Here is a 17,938-nt window from a genome sequence, read left to right as displayed (position 1 = left end):
CCGCTCCACGGGGACCAGGGTGTCCAGCACCACCAGCAGCGCGCGGCCGCAGCAGGGCCCTAGGCTTGTCCCTATGACGCGCGCTTCGCTGGACAAGCAGCCGCACGAGGTCGCCGCGATGTTCGATCGCACGGCCCGGCGGTACGACCTGGTCAATGACGTTATCTCCCTGGGGCAGGTCAGGCTGTGGCGCAAGGCGACCGCGGCGGCCGTCGACGCGGGCCCCGGCGAGTTGGTCCTCGACCTCGGCGCGGGCACCGGCACCTCGACCGACACCTTCACCGCGCTCGGCGCCAGGGCGATCGCCTCCGACTTCTCGCTGGGTATGTTGCGTACCGGCGTGCGGCGGCGGGGCGGTTCCGGGATCTCCGGCGGCGGCGTGCGGGGGGTCAGCTTCGTCGCGGGCGACGCGCTGAAACTGCCCTTCGCCGACGAGGTCTTCGACGCGGTGACGATCTCCACGGCGCTGCGCAACGTGCAGGACACCGGGCAGGCGCTGCGCGAGATGCTGAGGGTGGCCAAGCCGGGCGCGCGCCTGGTGATCCTGGAGTTCTCCCACCCCACGGTGAAGTCGTTCGACCTGATCTACTCGCAGTACCTCATGAAACTCATGCCCCAGGCCGCGAAACTGGTCGGCTCCAACGACGACTCGTACGAGTATCTGGCGGAGTCGATCAGGGCCTGGCCGGACCAGGCGGGGCTGGCGAAGATCATTCAGGGGGCGGGGTGGGAGCGGGTCGCCTGGCGTAATCTCGCGCTGGGTATCGTGGCGCTTCACCGTGCATATAAGCCTGCGTGAAGATTGACAGGCGATAGCAGTACCCGCCTGACACTTCACCCCGTAAAGGGGTTAGACTTCGGCCCGACAAGTTTGTGAAGGTCTTCACAAAGGAACGAAAGGCCCCTCACCCCGAGGCCGTCAAAGCGTGTAGGACAGGACAGGTCCCGTGACCGTGCCAGCCGCCATACAGCGGAATGTCGCTGAGGCTGACGCCGACGTCATCGTCGTCGGCGCCGGGCCCGCCGGTTCGACAACCGCTTTCCATCTCGCACAGGCCGGGCTCGACGTCCTGTTGCTCGAGAAAACCACATTTCCCCGTGAGAAGGTCTGCGGCGACGGGCTGACGCCCAGAGCGGTCAAGCAGCTCATCGCCATGGGAATCGACATCGACGCCCCCGGCTGGGTCAGGAACAAGGGCCTGCGCGTGGTCGGTGGCGGGATGCGCTTCGAGCTCGACTGGCCCCAGCTCTCCAGCTATCCGGACTTCGGTCTGGTCCGCACCCGCCAGGACTTCGACGAGATCCTCGCGGCCAACGCGGTGCGCGGCGGTGTCCGCCTGCTGCAGGGCGTCAACGTCGTCGCCCCGATCCTCGACGACCGGAGCGGCCACATCGTGGGTGTGACCGCGAAGAAGGACGGCGAGGAGGTCTCCTACCGCTCCCGTCTCGTGGTCGCCGCGGACGGCAACTCGACCCGCGTCTCGCTGGCGATGGGGCTGCACAAGCGCGAGGACCGCCCGATGGGCGTGGCCGTGCGCACCTACTTCGAGAGCCCTCGCCACGACGATGACTACCTGGAGACCTGGCTGGAGCTGTGGGACGGCGACACGCTGCTGCCCGGCTACGGCTGGATCTTCGGGGTCGGCGACGGCACCTCGAACGTGGGCCTCGGGCTGCTGAACACCAGCGAGTCGTTCAAGGGCATGGACTACCGGGACCTGCTCAAGCGCTGGGTCAAGGGCATGCCCCCAGAGTGGGGTTATGTCGAGGAGAACATGACCGCTCCCATCAGGGGAGCCGCGCTGCCGATGGCCTTCAACCGCCAGCCCCACTACACCCGGGGCCTGGTGCTGGTCGGCGACGCGGGCGGCATGATCAACCCATTCAATGGAGAGGGCATCGCCTACGCGATGGAGAGCGGTCGCATCGCGGCCGAGACCATCGTCCAGGCGCTGGGTCGGACGACCCCCGCGCAGCGCGAGCGCGTGCTACGGGCCTACCCTCAGACACTGAAGGACGCCTACGGCGGATACTTCACCCTGGGCAGAGGGTTCGTCGAGCTCATCGGGCACCGCGGGGTGATGGACTTCGCCGCCCGTCACGCGCTGCCGCATCCCCGCCTGATGCACTTCGCCCTCAAACTCCTTGGTAACCTCACCGACCGGCGAGGCGATGCGTCCGACCGCATCATCAACGCTCTCTCGAAGGTTGTGCCGTCGGCATGACCTCGGCGAACACCCAGAATCCGGAACCAAGAGCGATGATCGCCCTGCCTAGACTTGCACAACGAAACCACACGATGAGCTGCGCGCCGGCGCGCGTGGAGATGGGAGAGGAGGCGTAGCGATGGAGTTGTACGCACCCATCCTGGTGCTCGCCGTTCTCGCGGCGGGATTCGCGATCTTCTCGGTGACGATCGCCCCCTTCACCGGTCCCAGGCGCTGGAACCGCGCGAAACTCGACGCCTACGAGTGCGGGATCGAGCCGACGCCCCAGCCTGTCGGCGGTGGACGCTTCCCGCTGAAGTACATGATCACCGCGATGCTGTTCATCGTGTTCGACATCGAGATCATCTTCCTCTACCCGTGGGCGGTCGCGTTCGACCAGCTCGGGGTCTTCGGGTTGGTCGAGATGGTGCTGTTCATCGTCACCGTGCTCGTGGCCTACGCGTACGTGTGGCGCCGCAAGGGTTTGGACTGGGACTAGACATGGGTCTTGAAGAGAAACTTCCGAGCGGGTTCATGCTCAGCACGGTCGAGCAGGTCGCAGGCTGGGCGCGTAAGAACTCCGTCTGGCCGGCGACCTTCGGTCTCGCCTGCTGCGCCATCGAGCTGATGTCCACCGGCGGTCCCAAGCATGACCTGGCGCGCTTCGGCATGGAGCGCGCTTCGGCGTCTCCGCGGCAGGCCGACCTGATGATCGTGGCGGGCAGGCTCTCTCAGAAGATGGCGCCGGTGCTGCGCCAGATCTACGACCAGATGGCCGAGCCCAAGTGGGTCATCGCCATGGGCGTGTGCGCCTCGAGCGGCGGCATGTTCAACAACTACGCCATCGTGCAGGGCGTGGACCACGTCGTCCCCGTCGACATCTACCTGCCCGGCTGCCCGCCGCGGCCCGAGATGCTCATCGACGCGATCGTGAAGCTGCACGACAAGATCCAGAACATGAAGTTCGGCGCGCACCGTGCCAAGCAGATCGACGAGCTCGAACTGCAGGCTCTGCGGACGCTGCCCCTGATCGACCAGGGGACCGCCAAATGAGGTGCGAGAGCGGCGAGGCCCGCGCGGCGGACGAGGAGCGGTGAGGGACCGACATGAGCAGTGACAACCTCCCCGAGGTCCCGGAGGAGCCGATCGCCCGCCTGGGCATGTTCGGCGCCTCGGGCAGCGGTGACACCTCCGGCTACGGCCGCCTGGTCGTACGGCGCAGGCCCGAGCTGTCAACCCCCCGCCCGTACGGCGGCTACTTCGACACCGTCGCCGACGAGCTCGAGCGCGCGCTCGGCGCCGACCTCGGCGACGCGATCGAGCGGGTCGTCGTCGACCGCGGCGAGCTGACCTTCCACGTCAAGCGTGAGCGCCTGCTCGAGGTCGCCAGGACCCTGCGCGACGACCCCGCCCTCCGCTTCGAGCTCTCGCTCGGCGTCTCCGGCGTGCACTACCCGCACCTCGAGGGCGAGGAACTGCGCGCGGTGATCCACCTGTGCTCGATCACCCACAACCGGCGCCTGCGCCTCGAGGTCTCCTGCCCCGACGCCGACCCGCACATTCCCTCCACGGTCTCTGTCTACCCGACCCACGACTGGCACGAGCGGGAGACCTGGGACTTCTTTGGAATCGTCTTCGACGGCCACCCGGCGCTGACCCGCATCATGATGCCCGACGACTGGGACGGCCACCCCCAGCGCAAGGACTACCCGCTCGGCGGAATCCCGGTCGAGTACCGCGGCGCCCAGATCCCCGCGCCCGACCAGAGGAGGACGTACTCGTGAGTGCTCCGTACGAGGAGGCCACGGAGGGCAAGGTCTACACCGTCTCAGGCAACGACTGGACGGAACTGGTCGAAACCCTCACCGGCCAGCAGGACGAGCAGCTCGTCGTCAACATGGGCCCGCAGCACCCGTCGACGCACGGCGTGCTCCGCCTGGTCCTGAACCTGGACGGCGAGACGGTCACCGAGGCCCGCACGGTCATCGGCTACCTGCACACCGGCATCGAGAAGAACATCGAGTACAGGACGTGGACCCAGGGGACCACGTTCGTCACCCGCATGGACTACCTGGCGCCGATCTTCAACGAGACGGCCTACTGCATGGGCGTCGAGAAGCTGCTCGGCATCACCGACCGCATCCCGGAGCGGGCCCAGGCCATCCGCGTGATGATGATGGAACTGACCCGCATCTCCTCGCACATGGTCGCCATCGGCACCTTCGGCATGGAGCTCGGCGCGACCACGCCGTTCCTCTTCGGGTCCCGCGAGCGCGAGATGGTGCTCGACGTGATGGAGTACATCACCGGCCTGCGGATGAACATGGCCTACGTCCGTCCCGGCGGCGTCTCCGTCGACCTGCCCGCGGGCGCCGTGGACAAGGTCGGCGAGCTGCTCAAGGTCATGCCGGGGCGCATCAAGGACATGCGCAAGATGCTCGACGCCAACCCGGTCTACCTGGCCCGCACCAAGGACATCGCCTACCTCGACCTCACCGGCTGCATGGCGCTGGGCGTCACCGGGCCGATGCTGCGGGCCGCGGGCCTGCCGTGGGACCTGCGCAAGTCGCAGCCCTACTGCGGCTACGAGACCTACGAGTTCGACGTCCCGACCGAGAAGACCGCCGACGTCTACGGCCGCTACCTCGTGCGGGTGGCCGAGATGGAGGAGTCACTCAAGATCATTGAGCAGGCTCTCGACCGGCTCTCCGGGCCGCTCAAGGGCGGCCGTGTGATGGTGGACGACAAGAAGATCGGCTGGCCCGCGCAGCTCGCGCTCGGTCCCGATGGCCTGGGCAACTCGCCCGACCACATCGCGCACATCATGAGCGGCTCGATGGAAGCGCTGATCCACCACTTCAAGCTGGTCACCGAGGGCTTCCGCGTCCCGGCCGGGCAGGCGTACGCCTCGGTCGAGTCGCCCAGAGGCGAGCTCGGCGCCCACGTGGTCAGCGACGGTGGCACCCGCCCCTACCGCGTGCACTTCCGCGACCCGTCCTTCACGAACCTGCAGGCCATGCCCGCGACGTGCGAAGGCGGCATGGTCGCCGACGTCATCTCGGCAGTGGCTTCGATCGACCCCGTCATGGGAGGTGTGGACCGGTGACATATGTACCGGAGGTTCGCGAGCGCCTTGAGCGCGACGCCAAGGAGATCATCGGCCGCTACCCCAAGCCGAGGTCGGCCCTGCTTCCCCTGCTGCACCTGGTGCAGTCCGAGGACGGCTACGTCTCCGACGACGGCCACGAGTTCTGCGCCGAGATGCTGGGCGTGAGCAAGGCCGAAGTGGTCGGCGTGGCCACGTTCTACACGATGTACAAGCGCAAGCCGATGGGGGACTACCACGTCGGCGTGTGCATCAACACGCTGTGCGCCGTCATGGGCGGCGACCAGATCTGGGACGAGCTGTCCGAGCACGCCGGAGTCGGCCACGACGAGGTGACCCCGGACGGGAAGGTCTCGCTGGAGCGGCTCGAGTGCAACGCCGCGTGTGACTTCGCCCCCGTGATGATGGTGAACTGGGAGTTCTTCGACAACCAGACGCCGGAGTCGGCCAAGCAGCTCGTCGACGACCTGAAGGCCGGCAAGGAGGTCTCGCCGACCCGGGGCCCGAAGAGGCTGTGCACCTTCAAGGAGGCCTCACGCGTGCTGTCCGGCCTGCCCGACGGCCTGGCCGGTGACGGTCCCTCGGCGAACGGCCCCTCCCTGGAGGGCCTGAAGATCGCCAAGGCCAACGGATGGAAGGCTCCTGAGCCATCATGACGACTCTCACCCCGGTCCTGACGGCCAACTGGGACCAGCCGGACTCCTTCACCCTGGACGGCTACGGCGACTACACGGCGGCCAGGAAGGCGCTGGGCATGGACCCGGACGCCGTCATCCAGGCCGTCAAGGACTCCGGCCTGCGAGGCCGAGGCGGCGCGGGCTTCCCGACCGGCATGAAGTGGGGCTTCATCCCCCAGGGTGACGGCAAGCCGCACTATCTGGTGGTCAACGCCGACGAGTCCGAGCCGGGAACCTGCAAGGACATCCCGCTGATGATGGCCAACCCGCACTCGCTGGTCGAGGGCATCATCATCGCCTCCTACGCCATCCGCGCCAACCACGCCTTCATCTACGTGCGCGGCGAGGTGCTGCACGTCATCCGCCGCCTGCAGGCCGCGGTCGCGGAGGCCTACGACAAGGGCCTGCTCGGCAGGGACATCTTCGGCACAGGTTTCGACCTGGAGCTGGTGGTCCACAGCGGGGCGGGCGCCTACATCTGCGGCGAGGAGACGGCTCTGCTCGACTCGCTGGAGGGCTATCGCGGCCAACCTCGGCTCAAGCCCCCCTTCCCGGCCGTGGCGGGCCTTTACGCCTCGCCGACTGTCGTGAACAACGTGGAGTCGATCGCCAGTGTTCCCTCCATCATCTCCAACGGGGCCGACTGGTTCGCGGGGATGGGCACGGAGAAGTCCCAGGGCTTCGGCATCTTCTCGCTGAGCGGCCACGTCACCCGCCCCGGCCAGTACGAAGCCCCGCTCGGCATCACGCTGCGCGAGCTGCTCGACATGGCGGGCGGAATCCGTGAGGGGCACCAGATCAAGTTCTGGACTCCGGGCGGCTCGAGCACGCCGATCTTCACCGACGAGCACCTGGACGTCCCGCTCGACTTCGAGTCGGTCGGGGCCAAGGGCTCCATGCTCGGCACCCGGGCCCTGCAGATCTTCGACGAGACCACCTGCGTGGTGCGCGCCGTACTCCGCTGGACCGAGTTCTACGCGCACGAGTCCTGCGGCAAGTGCACCCCCTGCCGGGAGGGCACCTACTGGCTCAAGCAGGTGCTCAAGCGCCTTGAGAAGGGTCAGGGCACCGAAGAGGACCTGACCACGATCACCGACATCGCGGACAACATCCTGGGCCGCTCCTTCTGCGCCCTGGGTGACGGTGCGACCAGCCCGATCCACTCGTCGGTGAAGTACTTCAGGGACGAGTACCTCAAGCACTTCGAGATCGGCGGCTGCCCGTTCGACCACGCTCCCTCCACGGTCTGGGGGAACAACAGGTGACCGGGCGCGAGGCAACCAGCAAGCACAGCACCGTTTCGGTCATGAGGCCGACGGAGGAGGCGCCATGACCGTCGAAGCGACCACCCCGGCGCAGACGCCGGTAGACCTGGTAACCCTCACCATCGACGGTTTCCAGGTGAGCGTCCCGAAGGGCACGCTGATCATCCGGGCGGCCGAGCTGCTCGGCATCCAGATCCCCAGGTTCTGTGACCACCCGCTGCTCGACCCGGCGGCCAACTGCCGCCAGTGTCTGGTGGACATCCCGGACGCGGGCAACGGCAGGGGCTTCCCGAAGCCGCAGCCGTCCTGCGCCATCGAGGTCGCGCCCGGCATGGTCGTGCAGACCCAGCTCACCTCGCCGGTCGCGGAGAAGGCGCAGCGCGGCGTCATGGAGCTGCTGCTGCTGAACCACCCGCTCGACTGCCCGGTCTGCGACAAGGGCGGCGAGTGCCCGCTGCAGAACCAGGCCATGTCCAACGGCCAGGGCGAGAGCCGCTTCGAGGAGAGCAAGCGGACCTTCCCCAAGCCCATCGCGCTGTCGACCGAGGTGCTGCTGGACCGTGAGCGCTGCGTCCAGTGCGCGCGCTGCATCCGCTTCTCCGACGAGATCGCCGGTGACCCGCTCATCGAGTTCTTCGAGCGCGGGGCCAAGGAGCAGGTCAGGACCGCCGACGGCGAGCCGTTCGAGTCCTACTTCTCCGGCAACACCATCCAGATCTGCCCGGTCGGCGCGCTGACCGGCGCCGCCTACCGCTTCCAGGCCCGCCCGTTCGACCTCGTCTCGACGCCCAGCGCGTGCGAGCACTGCGCCAGCGGCTGCTCGCTGCGCACCGACCACCGCCGCGGCAAGGTCACCCGCCGTCTGGCCGGGGACGACCCCGAGGTCAACGAGGAGTGGAACTGCGACAAGGGCCGCTGGGCCTTCACCTACGCCACCCAGCCGAACCGGTTGAAGACCCCCCTCGTCCGTGACGAGGAGGGTCGTCTGGTTCCGGCGTCCTGGCCCGAGGCGCTCGCCGCCGCGGCCAAGGGGCTGGCCGCGGCCCACGGCAGGGCGGGCGTGCTCGTCGGTGGCCGGGTCACCGTCGAGGAGGCCTACGGCTACGCCAAGTTCGCCAGGATCGCGCTCGGCGGAAACGACGTCGACTTCCGCGCCAGGCCGCACTCCGCGGAGGAGGAGCGCTTCCTCGCGCACGCCGTCGCGGGCAAGGGCATCGAGATCCGCTACCGCGATCTGGAGAAGGCCCCGGCCGTGCTGCTGGTCGGCTTCGAGCCCGACGAGGAGTCGCCGATCGTCTTCCTGCGCCTGCGCAAGGCCTGGCGCAAGAAGGGCCTGAAGGTCTTCTCGGTCGCGCCGTTCGCCACCGAGGGCCTGGCCAAGATGGGCGGCACGCTGGTGCGCACGCTGCCCGGCGAGGAGACCGCCGCCGTCGAGGACCTGATCTCCGGCGTCTCGCCGATCTCGGAGACGGTCAGGCAGCAGGGGGCGATCATCCTCGCCGGTGAGCGGCTCGCCACCGTGCCCGGTGCGCTGTCGGCGCTGGTACGGCTCGCCGACGCGAGCGGCGCCCGCCTGGCCTGGGTCCCGCGCCGCGCCGGTGAGCGCGGTGCCATCGAGGCCGGTGCACTGCCGAACCTGCTGCCCATCGGCAGGCCGATCGACGACGAGACCGCCCGCGCCGAGGTGGCCAGGGCATGGAACGTCACCTCCCTGCCCACGGCCCCTGGCCGCGACACCTCCGAGATCCTGGCCGCGGCGCTCGGCGGGGAGCTCGACGCCCTCGTCGTCGCCGGTGTCGACCCCTACGACCTGGCCGACCCGGAGGCCGCCCTCGCGGCCCTGGAGAACACCCCGTTCATCGTGAGCCTCGAACAGCGCCCCAGCGCGGTCACCGACCGCGCCGACGTGGTGCTGCCGGTCGCCACGGTGACCGAGAAGTCCGGCACGTTCGTCAACTGGGAAGGACGCGGCCGTACGTTCGAGGAGGCGCTCCCGGTCCCCGGCATCATGAGCGACCTGCGGGTCGTCTCCGCGATCGCCGACCACATGGACGTGCACCTCGGCCTGCCCGACCCCGCGGCCGCCCGCCGCGAGCTCGCCTCACTCGGCGCCTGGCGCGGCTCCCGCGCCGCGGCCCCGAGCGTCGGCGGCCGGTCGGCCCCCGCCCCGAAGGAGGGGGAGGCGATCCTCGCCACCTGGCACCAGCTGCTCGACGACGGGCGCCTGCAGGACGGCGAGCCGTACCTCGCGGGTACCGCCCGCGCCGGGGTCGCGCTGGTGTCCGCGGCGACCGCGGCCGAGTCCGGCCTCGCGGACGGTGACAAGATCACCGTCACCGCCGAGGGCGGCTCGCTGAGCCTGCCGGTGCTGATCGCCGACCTGCCCGACAGGGTCGTGTGGCTGCCCGCGAACTCCGCGGGCCGTTCGGTGACCCGGGACCTGCGCGCCACGGCCGGTGACGTCGTCAGGATCGGCGCCGCGGGCGGGAGCGAGCCCGACGCGGCGAGCGCCGTGTTCGCCGGGGATGCCTCCGGCGCGACGGCCGGCGAGCCCGTGACCACGGAGCACGCCTCCGGTACGGGCGCCGTCCGCGAAGTGAATGAGGAGCGGTGAGCGACCAATGAATACGCGCGTGCTTGCGGTGGCGGGCGATCCGTCCCTTGCCGACTTCGGTAAGGACCCGCTCTGGATCATCATCATCAAGGCCGTCGTCATCTTCGTCGTCCTGATGCTGGGCGTGCTGTTCGGCGTGTGGTTCGAGCGCAAGCTCATCTCCCGCATGCAGAACCGCTACGGCCCCAACAGGGCGGGCAAGTTCGGCCTCCTGCAGTCGGTGGCCGACGGCCTGAAGATGGGTCTCAAGGAAGACCTGATGCCCAGGACCGTGGACAAGGTGATCTACTTCATCGCCCCGGTCGTCCTGGCGGTCCCGGCCTTCCTCGCCTTCTCGGTCATCCCGATGGGGCCGATGGTCTCCATGTTCGGCGTCACGACGCCGCTGCAGCTGACCGACCTGCCGGTCGCGGTGCTGCTGGTGCTGGCGATGGCCTCGATCAGCGTGTACGGCATCGTCCTGGCGGGCTGGGGCTCGCGCTCGCCGTACACGATCCTGGGCGGCCTGCGGGCCAGCGCCCAGGTGGTCTCCTACGAGATCGCGATGGGCCTGTCGTTCGTCGGTGTCTTCCTGTACGCCGGGACGCTGTCCACCTCGGAGATCGTCGCCTCGCAGGCGGGGGGCAGGGCCGTCACGCTGCTCGGCCTCACCATCCATCTGCCCTCGTGGTACATGATCCTGCTGATCCCCTCCTTCCTCGTCTACATCGTCACGATGCTCGGCGAGACCAACCGGGTCCCCTTCGACCTGCCCGAGGGTGAGGGTGAGCTGGTCGGCGGCTTCCAGACCGAGTACTCCAACTCGCTGAAGTTCGCGGTCATCATGCTCGCCGAGTACGTCAACGTCTTCGTCGTCTCCGCGGTCTCGATCACCCTGTTCATGGGCGGTTGGCGGGCGCCGTTCCCGATCTCCCTGTGGGACGGGGCGAACGCCGGCTGGTGGCCGCTGCTCTGGTTCTTCCTCAAGATGGTGCTCGTCTTCTCGTTCTTCATCTGGTGCCGCGCCTCGCTGCCGCGAGTCCGCTACGACCAGCTGATGGCCCTCGGATGGAAGATCCTCATCCCGATCAACCTCGGCTGGATCCTCCTGGTCGCGACCATGAAGGCCCTGCAGATCCCGGGCGTCAACAGGCAGCTGATCCTGATGCTGGGCGGGCTCGTGCTCGTCGGGTGCTTCGCGCTGTGGTGGCGTTTCGACAACGTGCTGCAGAAGCGCAGGGAGGCCAAGGCAGCCCAGGTCGAGGCGGAGTTCGCGCACCTCGACGCCGAACCGGCCGCGGGCGGTTTCCCCGTCCCGCCGCTCGACCTGCCGCACTACCACGGGGTGGCGCGCAAGGAGGTTCCCAGTGGGAGCAACTGATTGGCTGAACTCCGTCAAGGGGTTCGGCGTGACCTTCCACACGATGTTCAAGAAGGTCGAAACGGTCAACTACCCCGAGGAGAAGCGGCCGACGGCTCCGCGTTTCCACGGTCGTCACCAGCTCAACCGCTGGCCCGACGGCCTGGAGAAGTGCGTCGGCTGCGAGCTGTGCGCCTGGGCCTGCCCGGCTGACGCGATCTTCGTCGAGGGAGCGGACAACACCGACGAGCAGCGTTTCTCGCCGGGTGAGCGCTACGGGCGCACCTACCAGATCAACTATCTGCGGTGCATCCTGTGCGGTCTGTGCATCGAGGCCTGTCCGACCCGCGCGCTGACCATGACCAACGAATTCGAGCTCGCCGATTCGAGCCGTGAGAGCCTCATCTACACCAAGGAGATGCTCCTCGCGCCGCTCGGGCCCGGCATGGAGGCCCCGCCCCACGCCATGCGTCTCGGCGAGAGCGAAGAGGACTACTACCGGCTGGGACGAAACAATGGGTGAGACCATCACGTTCTGGGTGCTGGCGGTCGTCTCTGTCTCCGCGGCCCTCGGCCTCGTCTTCAGCCGCAAGGCGGTCTACTCGGCCCTGATGCTGGGCGTGGTCATGCTCTCCCTGGCGGTGCTCTACGCCGTCCAGGACGCTCCCTTCCTCGCCGCGGTGCAGATCATCGTCTACACCGGCGCCGTCATGATGCTCTTCCTGTTCGTGCTGATGCTCGTCGGCGTCGACTCGGCGGACTCGCTGGTCGAGACGATCAAGGGGCAGCGGTTCTGGGCGGCCGTCGCGGGCCTGGGCTTCGCCGCCCTGCTCGCGCTGGGGATCGGCAACACGGCGTTCGCCCCGGCGACCGGCCTGGGCAACGCGGTCAAGCAGGCGGGCGGCAACGTGCCCAGCCTGGCCCAGCTGGTCTTCACCAGGTACGTCTTCGCCTTCGAGGTCACCTCGGCGCTGCTGATCACCGCGGCGCTCGGCGCGATGGTCCTGGCCCACCGCGAGCGCGTACGGCCGAAGGCCACCCAGCGAGACCTGGCCCGCGCCCGCTTCGGCGGCCCGCAGCCCTCGCCGCTGCCCGGCCCCGGCACCTACGCCCTGCACAACGCCATCGACATGCCCGCCCTGCTGCCGGACGGCACGGTCTCGGCCAAGTCGATCAACCGGGTGCTCGCCAGGCACGAGGAGGAGGACGGCGTCATGCCGACCGACCCCCGCAAGGCCGCGATCGTCAAGCAGCTCCTGGCCAAGGACGTCCTCGTCGAGGACGGCCCCGGCGGGGGCGGCGAGGACGAGGAGGCCAGGGACGACGCCGCGCGTCAGGACGCGGGGGCCGTCGTCGAGGACGAGGCCGCGCACGACGGCGCGGTGCAGGAGACGACCCGGCAGGAGGACGCCAAGTGACCACCCACTACCTGGTGCTCTCCGCGCTGCTGTTCGCGATCGGCGCCATCGGCGTGCTGACGCGGCGCAACGCGATCGTGGTGTTCATGTGCGTCGAGCTCATGCTCAACGCCTGCAACCTCGCCTTCGTCACCTTCGCCAGACAGCACGGCAACCTGGACGGCCAGATCATCGCGTTCTTCGTGATGGTGGTGGCCGCGGCCGAGGTCGTGATCGGCCTTGCCATCATCGTGATGATCTTCCGAACCCGCAGGTCAGCGTCGGTCGACGACGCCAGCCTGCTGAAGTACTAAGAGGTGGCAGGTGCAATCTCCCGCTGAGATCGTCCAGCACTCCGGTGGAGTGATCGGGGTCTCCTGGCTGATGATCGCGCTGCCGCTGCTCGGTGCCGCGATCCTGCTGCTGGGCGGCCGCCGTACCGACCGCTGGGGGCACTTCCTCGGCGTCGCCATGTCGCTGGCCGCCTTCGTGGTCGCCGTCGCCACCTTCGCCGAGCTGCTCGGACTGTCCCCGGACAAGCGCCGCGCGGCGGTCACGCTCTACCAGTTCATTCCCGGCGTCGCCGACATGGGCGTGCTGATCGACCCGCTGTCGATCAGCTTCGCCCTGCTGATCACCGGTGTGGGTTCGCTGATCCACATCTACTCGATCGGCTACATGGCGCACGACCCCGACCGGCGCCGCTTCTTCGCCTACCTGAACCTGTTCGTGGCGGCGATGCTCCTGCTGGTGCTGTCGGACAACTACGTCGGCCTGTTCATCGGCTGGGAGGGCGTCGGTCTGGCGTCCTACCTCCTGATCGGCTTCTGGCAGTTCAAGCCCTCCGCGGCGGTCGCGGCCAAGAAGGCCTTCATCGTCAACCGCGTCGGTGACTTCGGCCTGCTGATCGCGATCTTCACGATCTGGACCACGTTCGGCTCGGTCGCCTTCAAGCAGGTCTTCGGCGCCGCGGGCGGCGCCTCAGAGGGCACGCTGACCGCCATCGGCCTGCTGCTGCTCCTGGGCGCGTGCGGTAAGTCCGCCCAGCTGCCGCTGCAGTCCTGGCTGCTGGACGCGATGGAGGGCCCGACCCCGGTCTCGGCCCTCATCCACGCCGCGACCATGGTCACCGCCGGTGTCTACCTGGTCGTCAGGTCCGGCGCGTTCTTCGAGGCGGCCCCGACCGCGCAGCTCGTCGTGACGATCGTCGGTGTGGCCACGCTGCTCGCCGGTGCGATCATCGGTTGCGCCAAGGACGACATCAAGAAGGGCCTGGCCGGTTCGACGATGTCGCAGATCGGCTACATGATGCTCGGCGCGGGCCTCGGCCCGGTCGGCTACACCTTCGCCATCGCGCACCTGATCACGCACGGCTTCTTCAAGGCCAACATGTTCCTCGGCGCCGGTTCGGTCATGCACGGCATGAACGACGAGGTCGACATGCGCAAGTACGGCGGCCTGTTCCCGGTGATGCGGATCACCGCGATCACGTTCATCATCGGCTACCTGGCGATCATCGGCTTCCCGCTGCTGTCCGGCTACTTCACCAAGGACGGCATCATCGAGACGGCCGTGCACCACAGCCCGATCCTGGGCTGGCTGGCCGTCGTCGGCGCGGGCATCACCGGCTTCTACATGTCGCGGATGGTCTTCATGACCTTCTTCGGCAAGAAGCGCTGGGCTGAGGACGCCCACCCGCACGAGTCGCCCGCGGTCATGACCGTGCCGCTGATCATCCTGTCCATCGGGTCGATCTTCCTGGGTGGCTACCTGATCCTGGGCAACCGGTTCATGCACTTCCTCGCCCCGGCCGTCGGCCTGCCTGCGGAGGAGCCGGAGTTCAACCCGTTCACCACCCCCGGCCTGGCCACGCTCGCGCTGGTCGCCGTCGGCGTCGCCTTCGCCTGGTTCAGGTACGGCGCCGCCGAGGTGCCCCGGGTCGCCCCGCGCGGCTCGTTCCTCACCACCTTCGCCCGCCGTGACCTGTACGGCGACGCCCTCAACGAGGCGCTGTTCATGCGTCCCGGTCAGTGGCTGACCCGGTTCGCGGTGTTCTTCGACAACCGTGGCATCGACGGCCTGGTCAACGGGCTGGCCGCGGCGATCGGCGGCACCTCCGGGCGACTGCGCCGCATCCAGACCGGCTACGTACGGTCCTACGCGTTGTCCATCCTCTTCGGTGCCGCCGTGGTCGTTGGCGCGCTGCTCTACGTAGGGAACATGTGATGCCCTGGCTCTCGACCCTGATGGCCGTGCCCGTACTGGGCGCGGTGGGTGTCTCCCTTGTCAAGAGTGACAAGCTCGCCAAGCAGCTCGCCCTGGCGGTCTCGCTGGTCGTGTTGGTCCTGACCGCCGTCATGGCGGCCAGGTTCAACCCGGCCCTCGGCGCCGCCAAGGAGACCCGCTTCCAGTTCGCCGAGACCTACGACTGGATCCCGCGCTTCGGGGTCCACTACGGCGTCGGCGTCGACGGCATCGCCCTGGTGCTGATCGCGCTGTCGGCGATCCTCGTGCCGATCGTGATCCTGGCCTCCTGGCACGACGCGGACGGCACCGGGGCCGCGGCCCCGCCGAAGCGCTCGGTGAAGACCTACTTCGCGCTGCTGCTGGTGCTGGAAGCGATGATGATCGGCGTCTTCGCGGCGACCGACGTCTTCCTCTTCTACGTCTTCTTCGAAGCCATGCTGATCCCGATGTACTTCATGATCGGGTCGTACGGCGGCGCCCAGCGGTCCTACGCGGCCGTGAAGTTCCTGCTCTACTCGCTCTTCGGCGGCCTGCTCATGCTGGTCGCGGTGATCGCGCTCTACGTGATCGCCGAGAAGGGCACCTTCATGTTCCCCGAGCTGATCGGGGTCATCCAGGACCCGACCACGCAGAAGTGGCTGTTCCTCGGCTTCTTCGTCGCGTTCGCGGTCAAGGCGCCGCTGTGGCCGTTCCACACCTGGCTGCCCGACGCCGCCGCGCAGGCTCCCGCGGGCGCGGCCGTGCTCCTGGTCGGTGTGCTGGACAAGGTCGGCACCTACGGCATGCTCCGCTTCTGCCTCGAGCTGTTCCCCGACGCGGCCAAGTTCTTCACGCCGTTGGTGATCGTGCTCTCGGTGATCGGCATCGTCTACGGCGCGATCGTGGCCATCGGCCAGACCGACATGAAGCGCCTGATCGCCTACACCTCGATCTCGCACTTCGGTTTCATCGCGCTGGGCGTCTTCGCGATGACCACGGACGCGGGCGCGGGCGCCACGCTCTACATGGTCAACCACGGCTTCTCGACCGGCGCGCTGTTCCTGATCGCCGGATTCCTGATCTACCGCCGCGGTTCCAGCCAGATCGCCGACTACGGAGGCGTGCAGAAGGTCGCCCCGCTGCTGGCGGGCACCTTCCTGATCGCCGGGCTCTCCGGCCTCTCGCTGCCGGGTCTGTCCACGTTCGTCAGCGAGTTCATGGTGCTGCTCGGCACCTACGAGCGCTACGTCGTCCCGGCGGTCATCGCCACCAGCGGCGTGATCCTGGCGGCCGTGTACATCCTGTGGATGTACCAGCGCACGATGAACGGCCCGACGGCCGAGTCCGTCAAGGCCATCCCGGACCTCGACATCCGGGAGAGATGGGTGGTCGGCCCGCTGATCGCGGTGATCATCGCCCTCGGCTTCTTCCCGAAGCCCGCGCTCGACATCATCAACCCGGCGGTCGACCACACGCTGTCCAACGTCCACATCTCCAACGTCCACGTCACGCCGGCCGTCGCTGAGAAGAAGGGGGCCGGGCAGTGAACGGCACCACCATCACCGCGCCGACGATCGAATACGCGCTGCTGTCCCCGATGCTGATCGTGTTCGGCGCGGCGATCATCGGTGTGCTGGTCGAGGCGTTCGCGCCTCGCTACCTGCGCAAGTCGATCCAGATGCCGCTCACGCTGCTGGCGTTGCTCGGCGCGTTCGTCACGACCATCCTGACGGCCTCCAACGGCCTGCCCGAGAAGGCGGCCGCCATGGGCGCGGTCGCGGTCGACGGCCCCTCCCTGTTCATCTGGGGCATCATCCTCATCCTGGCCTTCATCAGCACGCTGCTGATCAGCGATGACGAGCAGTTCGTCGCGCAGGCGGCGGCCGTACCGGGAAGCGTGGACGAGGAGGAGGCGGTCCGCAGCGGGTTCGCCCAGACCGAGGTCTACCCGCTGCTGCTGTTCGCGGTCGGCGGCATGCTGCTCTTCCCCGCGTCCAACGACCTGCTGGTGATGTTCGTCGCCCTTGAGGTCATGTCCCTGCCGCTGTACCTGCTGTGCGGCCTGGCCCGCCGTCGCCGCCTGCTCTCGCAGGAGGCCTCGGTCAAGTACTTCCTGCTCGGCGCGTTCTCCTCGGCCTTCTTCCTGTACGGAATGGCCCTGCTGTACGGCTACGCCGGGTCGGTCGACCTGAAGGCCATCAGCGCGGCGCTGGGCAGCGTTTCCGGGGAGCAGACCCTGCTGCTCGTCGGTGTCGCGATGCTCGCCGTCGGCCTGCTGTTCAAGATCGGTGCCGCGCCGTTCCAGGCGTGGAAGCCCGACGTGTACCAGGGCGCGCCGACCGCGGTCACCGCGCTGATGGCCTCGACCGTGCTGGTCGCGGCCTTCGGCGCCCTGCTCCGCGTCTTCTGGGTCGCCCTGGGCAACCTCGGCTGGGACTGGAGCCCGGTCATGTGGGGTGTCGCGATCCTGACGATGATCGTCGGGGCGATCCTGGCGATCACCCAGACCGACATCAAGCGCATGCTGGCCTACTCCTCGATCGCGCACGCGGGCTTCCTGCTCACCGGCGTGATCGCGATCGGCGACACCGCCACCCAGAACTCCCAGTCGCTGTCGGCGATCCTGTTCTACATGGCGGCCTACGGGTTCACCACGGTCGGCGCCTTCGCGGTCGTCACCATGGTGCGCGACGCGGGTGGCGAGGCCGGGCACCTGTCCCGGTGGGCGGGGCTCGGCAAGAGGTCTCCGCTGCTCGCGGGCATCTTCGCCTTCTTCCTGCTGGCCTTCGCGGGCATCCCGCTGACCAGCGGCTTCTTCGGCAAGTACGCCGTGTTCACCGCCGCAGTTGGTGGGGGAGCGCTGCCGCTGGTCATCGTGGGTGTGGTGAGCTCGGCGATCGCGGCGTTCTTCTACGTTCGTGTGATCGTGCTGATGTTCTTCAACGAGCCCGCGGCGGACGGCCCGAGCGTCGCCGCACCCAGCGTCGGCACCTCGGCTGTGGTCGCCCTGGCGGCAGCGGCTACCGTAGTGCTGGGGGTTTTCCCGCAGCCGCTGCTCACTCTGGCGGACCAGGCTGCGTCCGCGCTGTTCATTCGTTAGAGGAGTA

The 17,938-nt window shown here is 68.3% G+C and carries 16 protein-coding genes; all 16 read left to right on the top strand.

Annotated elements, in window-relative coordinates; all coding sequences use genetic code 11:
- Positions 1-73 precede the first annotated feature (73 nt).
- The gene (locus tag AB0395_RS24150) at positions 74-799 is read left to right on the top strand and encodes a demethylmenaquinone methyltransferase (protein WP_366283979.1); all 726 of its coding nucleotides are present in this window, start codon (positions 74-76) and stop codon (positions 797-799) included.
- 148 nt (positions 800-947) lie between these two features.
- Positions 948-2,225 carry a geranylgeranyl reductase family protein gene (locus AB0395_RS24145; protein ID WP_366283976.1) on the top strand — a complete coding sequence of 426 codons (1,278 nt, stop codon included), beginning with the start codon at positions 948-950 and terminating at the stop codon, positions 2,223-2,225.
- Between the two features lie 121 nt (positions 2,226-2,346).
- Positions 2,347-2,706, top strand: coding sequence for an NADH-quinone oxidoreductase subunit A (locus AB0395_RS24140; protein WP_363950503.1), 360 nt, complete (start codon positions 2,347-2,349; stop codon positions 2,704-2,706).
- Positions 2,707-2,708: 2 nt separating this feature from the next.
- The gene (locus AB0395_RS24135; RefSeq protein WP_184755084.1) at positions 2,709-3,260 is read left to right on the top strand and encodes an NADH-quinone oxidoreductase subunit B family protein; all 552 of its coding nucleotides are present in this window, start codon (positions 2,709-2,711) and stop codon (positions 3,258-3,260) included.
- Positions 3,261-3,313: 53 nt separating this feature from the next.
- Positions 3,314-3,991 carry an NADH-quinone oxidoreductase subunit C gene (locus AB0395_RS24130; RefSeq protein ID WP_366283972.1) on the top strand — a complete coding sequence of 226 codons (678 nt, stop codon included), beginning with the start codon at positions 3,314-3,316 and terminating at the stop codon, positions 3,989-3,991.
- A 65-nt stretch (positions 3,992-4,056) separates the two neighbouring features.
- Positions 4,057-5,313, top strand: coding sequence for an NADH-quinone oxidoreductase subunit D (locus AB0395_RS24125; protein ID WP_366283998.1), 1,257 nt, complete (start codon positions 4,057-4,059; stop codon positions 5,311-5,313).
- Positions 5,310-5,969, top strand: a complete 660-nt coding sequence (gene nuoE / locus AB0395_RS24120) for an NADH-quinone oxidoreductase subunit NuoE (protein WP_366283969.1) — start codon at positions 5,310-5,312, stop codon at positions 5,967-5,969. Before AB0395_RS24125 ends, nuoE begins: the two co-directional genes overlap by 4 nt.
- A complete protein-coding gene (gene nuoF, locus AB0395_RS24115; protein ID WP_366283967.1) occupies positions 5,966-7,255 on the top strand; it encodes an NADH-quinone oxidoreductase subunit NuoF in 1,290 nt (429 codons plus the stop codon). The genes nuoE and nuoF overlap by 4 nt, the downstream gene beginning before the upstream one ends.
- Positions 7,256-7,319: 64 nt before the next feature.
- Positions 7,320-9,869, top strand: coding sequence for an NADH-quinone oxidoreductase subunit G (locus tag AB0395_RS24110; RefSeq protein ID WP_366283964.1), 2,550 nt, complete (start codon positions 7,320-7,322; stop codon positions 9,867-9,869).
- 7 nt (positions 9,870-9,876) lie between these two features.
- Positions 9,877-11,229: an NADH-quinone oxidoreductase subunit NuoH gene (gene nuoH / locus AB0395_RS24105; RefSeq protein WP_366283962.1), complete on the top strand. Its 1,353-nt coding sequence runs from the start codon at positions 9,877-9,879 to the stop codon at positions 11,227-11,229.
- Positions 11,216-11,731 (top strand): NADH-quinone oxidoreductase subunit NuoI, encoded by a 516-nt coding sequence (gene nuoI / locus AB0395_RS24100; RefSeq protein WP_366283959.1) that lies wholly within the window; start codon positions 11,216-11,218, stop codon positions 11,729-11,731. Before nuoH ends, nuoI begins: the two co-directional genes overlap by 14 nt.
- A complete protein-coding gene (locus AB0395_RS24095) occupies positions 11,724-12,626 on the top strand; it encodes an NADH-quinone oxidoreductase subunit J (RefSeq protein WP_366283956.1) in 903 nt (300 codons plus the stop codon). Before nuoI ends, AB0395_RS24095 begins: the two co-directional genes overlap by 8 nt.
- Positions 12,623-12,919, top strand: coding sequence for an NADH-quinone oxidoreductase subunit NuoK (gene nuoK / locus AB0395_RS24090; protein ID WP_366283953.1), 297 nt, complete (start codon positions 12,623-12,625; stop codon positions 12,917-12,919). Before AB0395_RS24095 ends, nuoK begins: the two co-directional genes overlap by 4 nt.
- 70 nt (positions 12,920-12,989) lie before the next feature.
- Positions 12,990-14,831, top strand: coding sequence for an NADH-quinone oxidoreductase subunit L (gene nuoL / locus AB0395_RS24085; RefSeq protein WP_366283995.1), 1,842 nt, complete (start codon positions 12,990-12,992; stop codon positions 14,829-14,831).
- Positions 14,831-16,378, top strand: coding sequence for an NADH-quinone oxidoreductase subunit M (locus tag AB0395_RS24080; protein WP_366283951.1), 1,548 nt, complete (start codon positions 14,831-14,833; stop codon positions 16,376-16,378). Before nuoL ends, AB0395_RS24080 begins: the two co-directional genes overlap by 1 nt.
- Positions 16,375-17,931, top strand: coding sequence for an NADH-quinone oxidoreductase subunit NuoN (gene nuoN / locus AB0395_RS24075; RefSeq protein ID WP_366283948.1), 1,557 nt, complete (start codon positions 16,375-16,377; stop codon positions 17,929-17,931). Before AB0395_RS24080 ends, nuoN begins: the two co-directional genes overlap by 4 nt.
- Positions 17,932-17,938 lie beyond the last annotated feature (7 nt).

Origin of the sequence: Streptosporangium sp. NPDC051023, assembly GCF_040689595.1 — a bacterium.
In the GTDB taxonomy this organism is placed as follows: Bacteria; Actinomycetota; Actinomycetes; order Streptosporangiales; family Streptosporangiaceae; genus Streptosporangium.
Note: the sequence above shows the minus strand (reverse complement) of the source record. Positions and strands in the feature narration are given on the sequence as shown.

Coding starts and splice junctions, on each gene's coding strand:
- AB0395_RS24150 (WP_366283979.1), top strand. CDS start 74: ATGACGCGCGCTTCGCTGGACAAGCAGCCGCACGAGGTCGCCGCGATG.
- AB0395_RS24140 (WP_363950503.1), top strand. CDS start 2,347: ATGGAGTTGTACGCACCCATCCTGGTGCTCGCCGTTCTCGCGGCGGGA.
- AB0395_RS24135 (WP_184755084.1), top strand. CDS start 2,709: ATGGGTCTTGAAGAGAAACTTCCGAGCGGGTTCATGCTCAGCACGGTC.
- AB0395_RS24130 (WP_366283972.1), top strand. CDS start 3,314: ATGAGCAGTGACAACCTCCCCGAGGTCCCGGAGGAGCCGATCGCCCGC.
- nuoF (WP_366283967.1), top strand. CDS start 5,966: ATGACGACTCTCACCCCGGTCCTGACGGCCAACTGGGACCAGCCGGAC.
- AB0395_RS24110 (WP_366283964.1), top strand. CDS start 7,320: ATGACCGTCGAAGCGACCACCCCGGCGCAGACGCCGGTAGACCTGGTA.
- nuoH (WP_366283962.1), top strand. CDS start 9,877: ATGAATACGCGCGTGCTTGCGGTGGCGGGCGATCCGTCCCTTGCCGAC.
- AB0395_RS24095 (WP_366283956.1), top strand. CDS start 11,724: ATGGGTGAGACCATCACGTTCTGGGTGCTGGCGGTCGTCTCTGTCTCC.
- nuoL (WP_366283995.1), top strand. CDS start 12,990: ATGATCGCGCTGCCGCTGCTCGGTGCCGCGATCCTGCTGCTGGGCGGC.
- AB0395_RS24080 (WP_366283951.1), top strand. CDS start 14,831: ATGCCCTGGCTCTCGACCCTGATGGCCGTGCCCGTACTGGGCGCGGTG.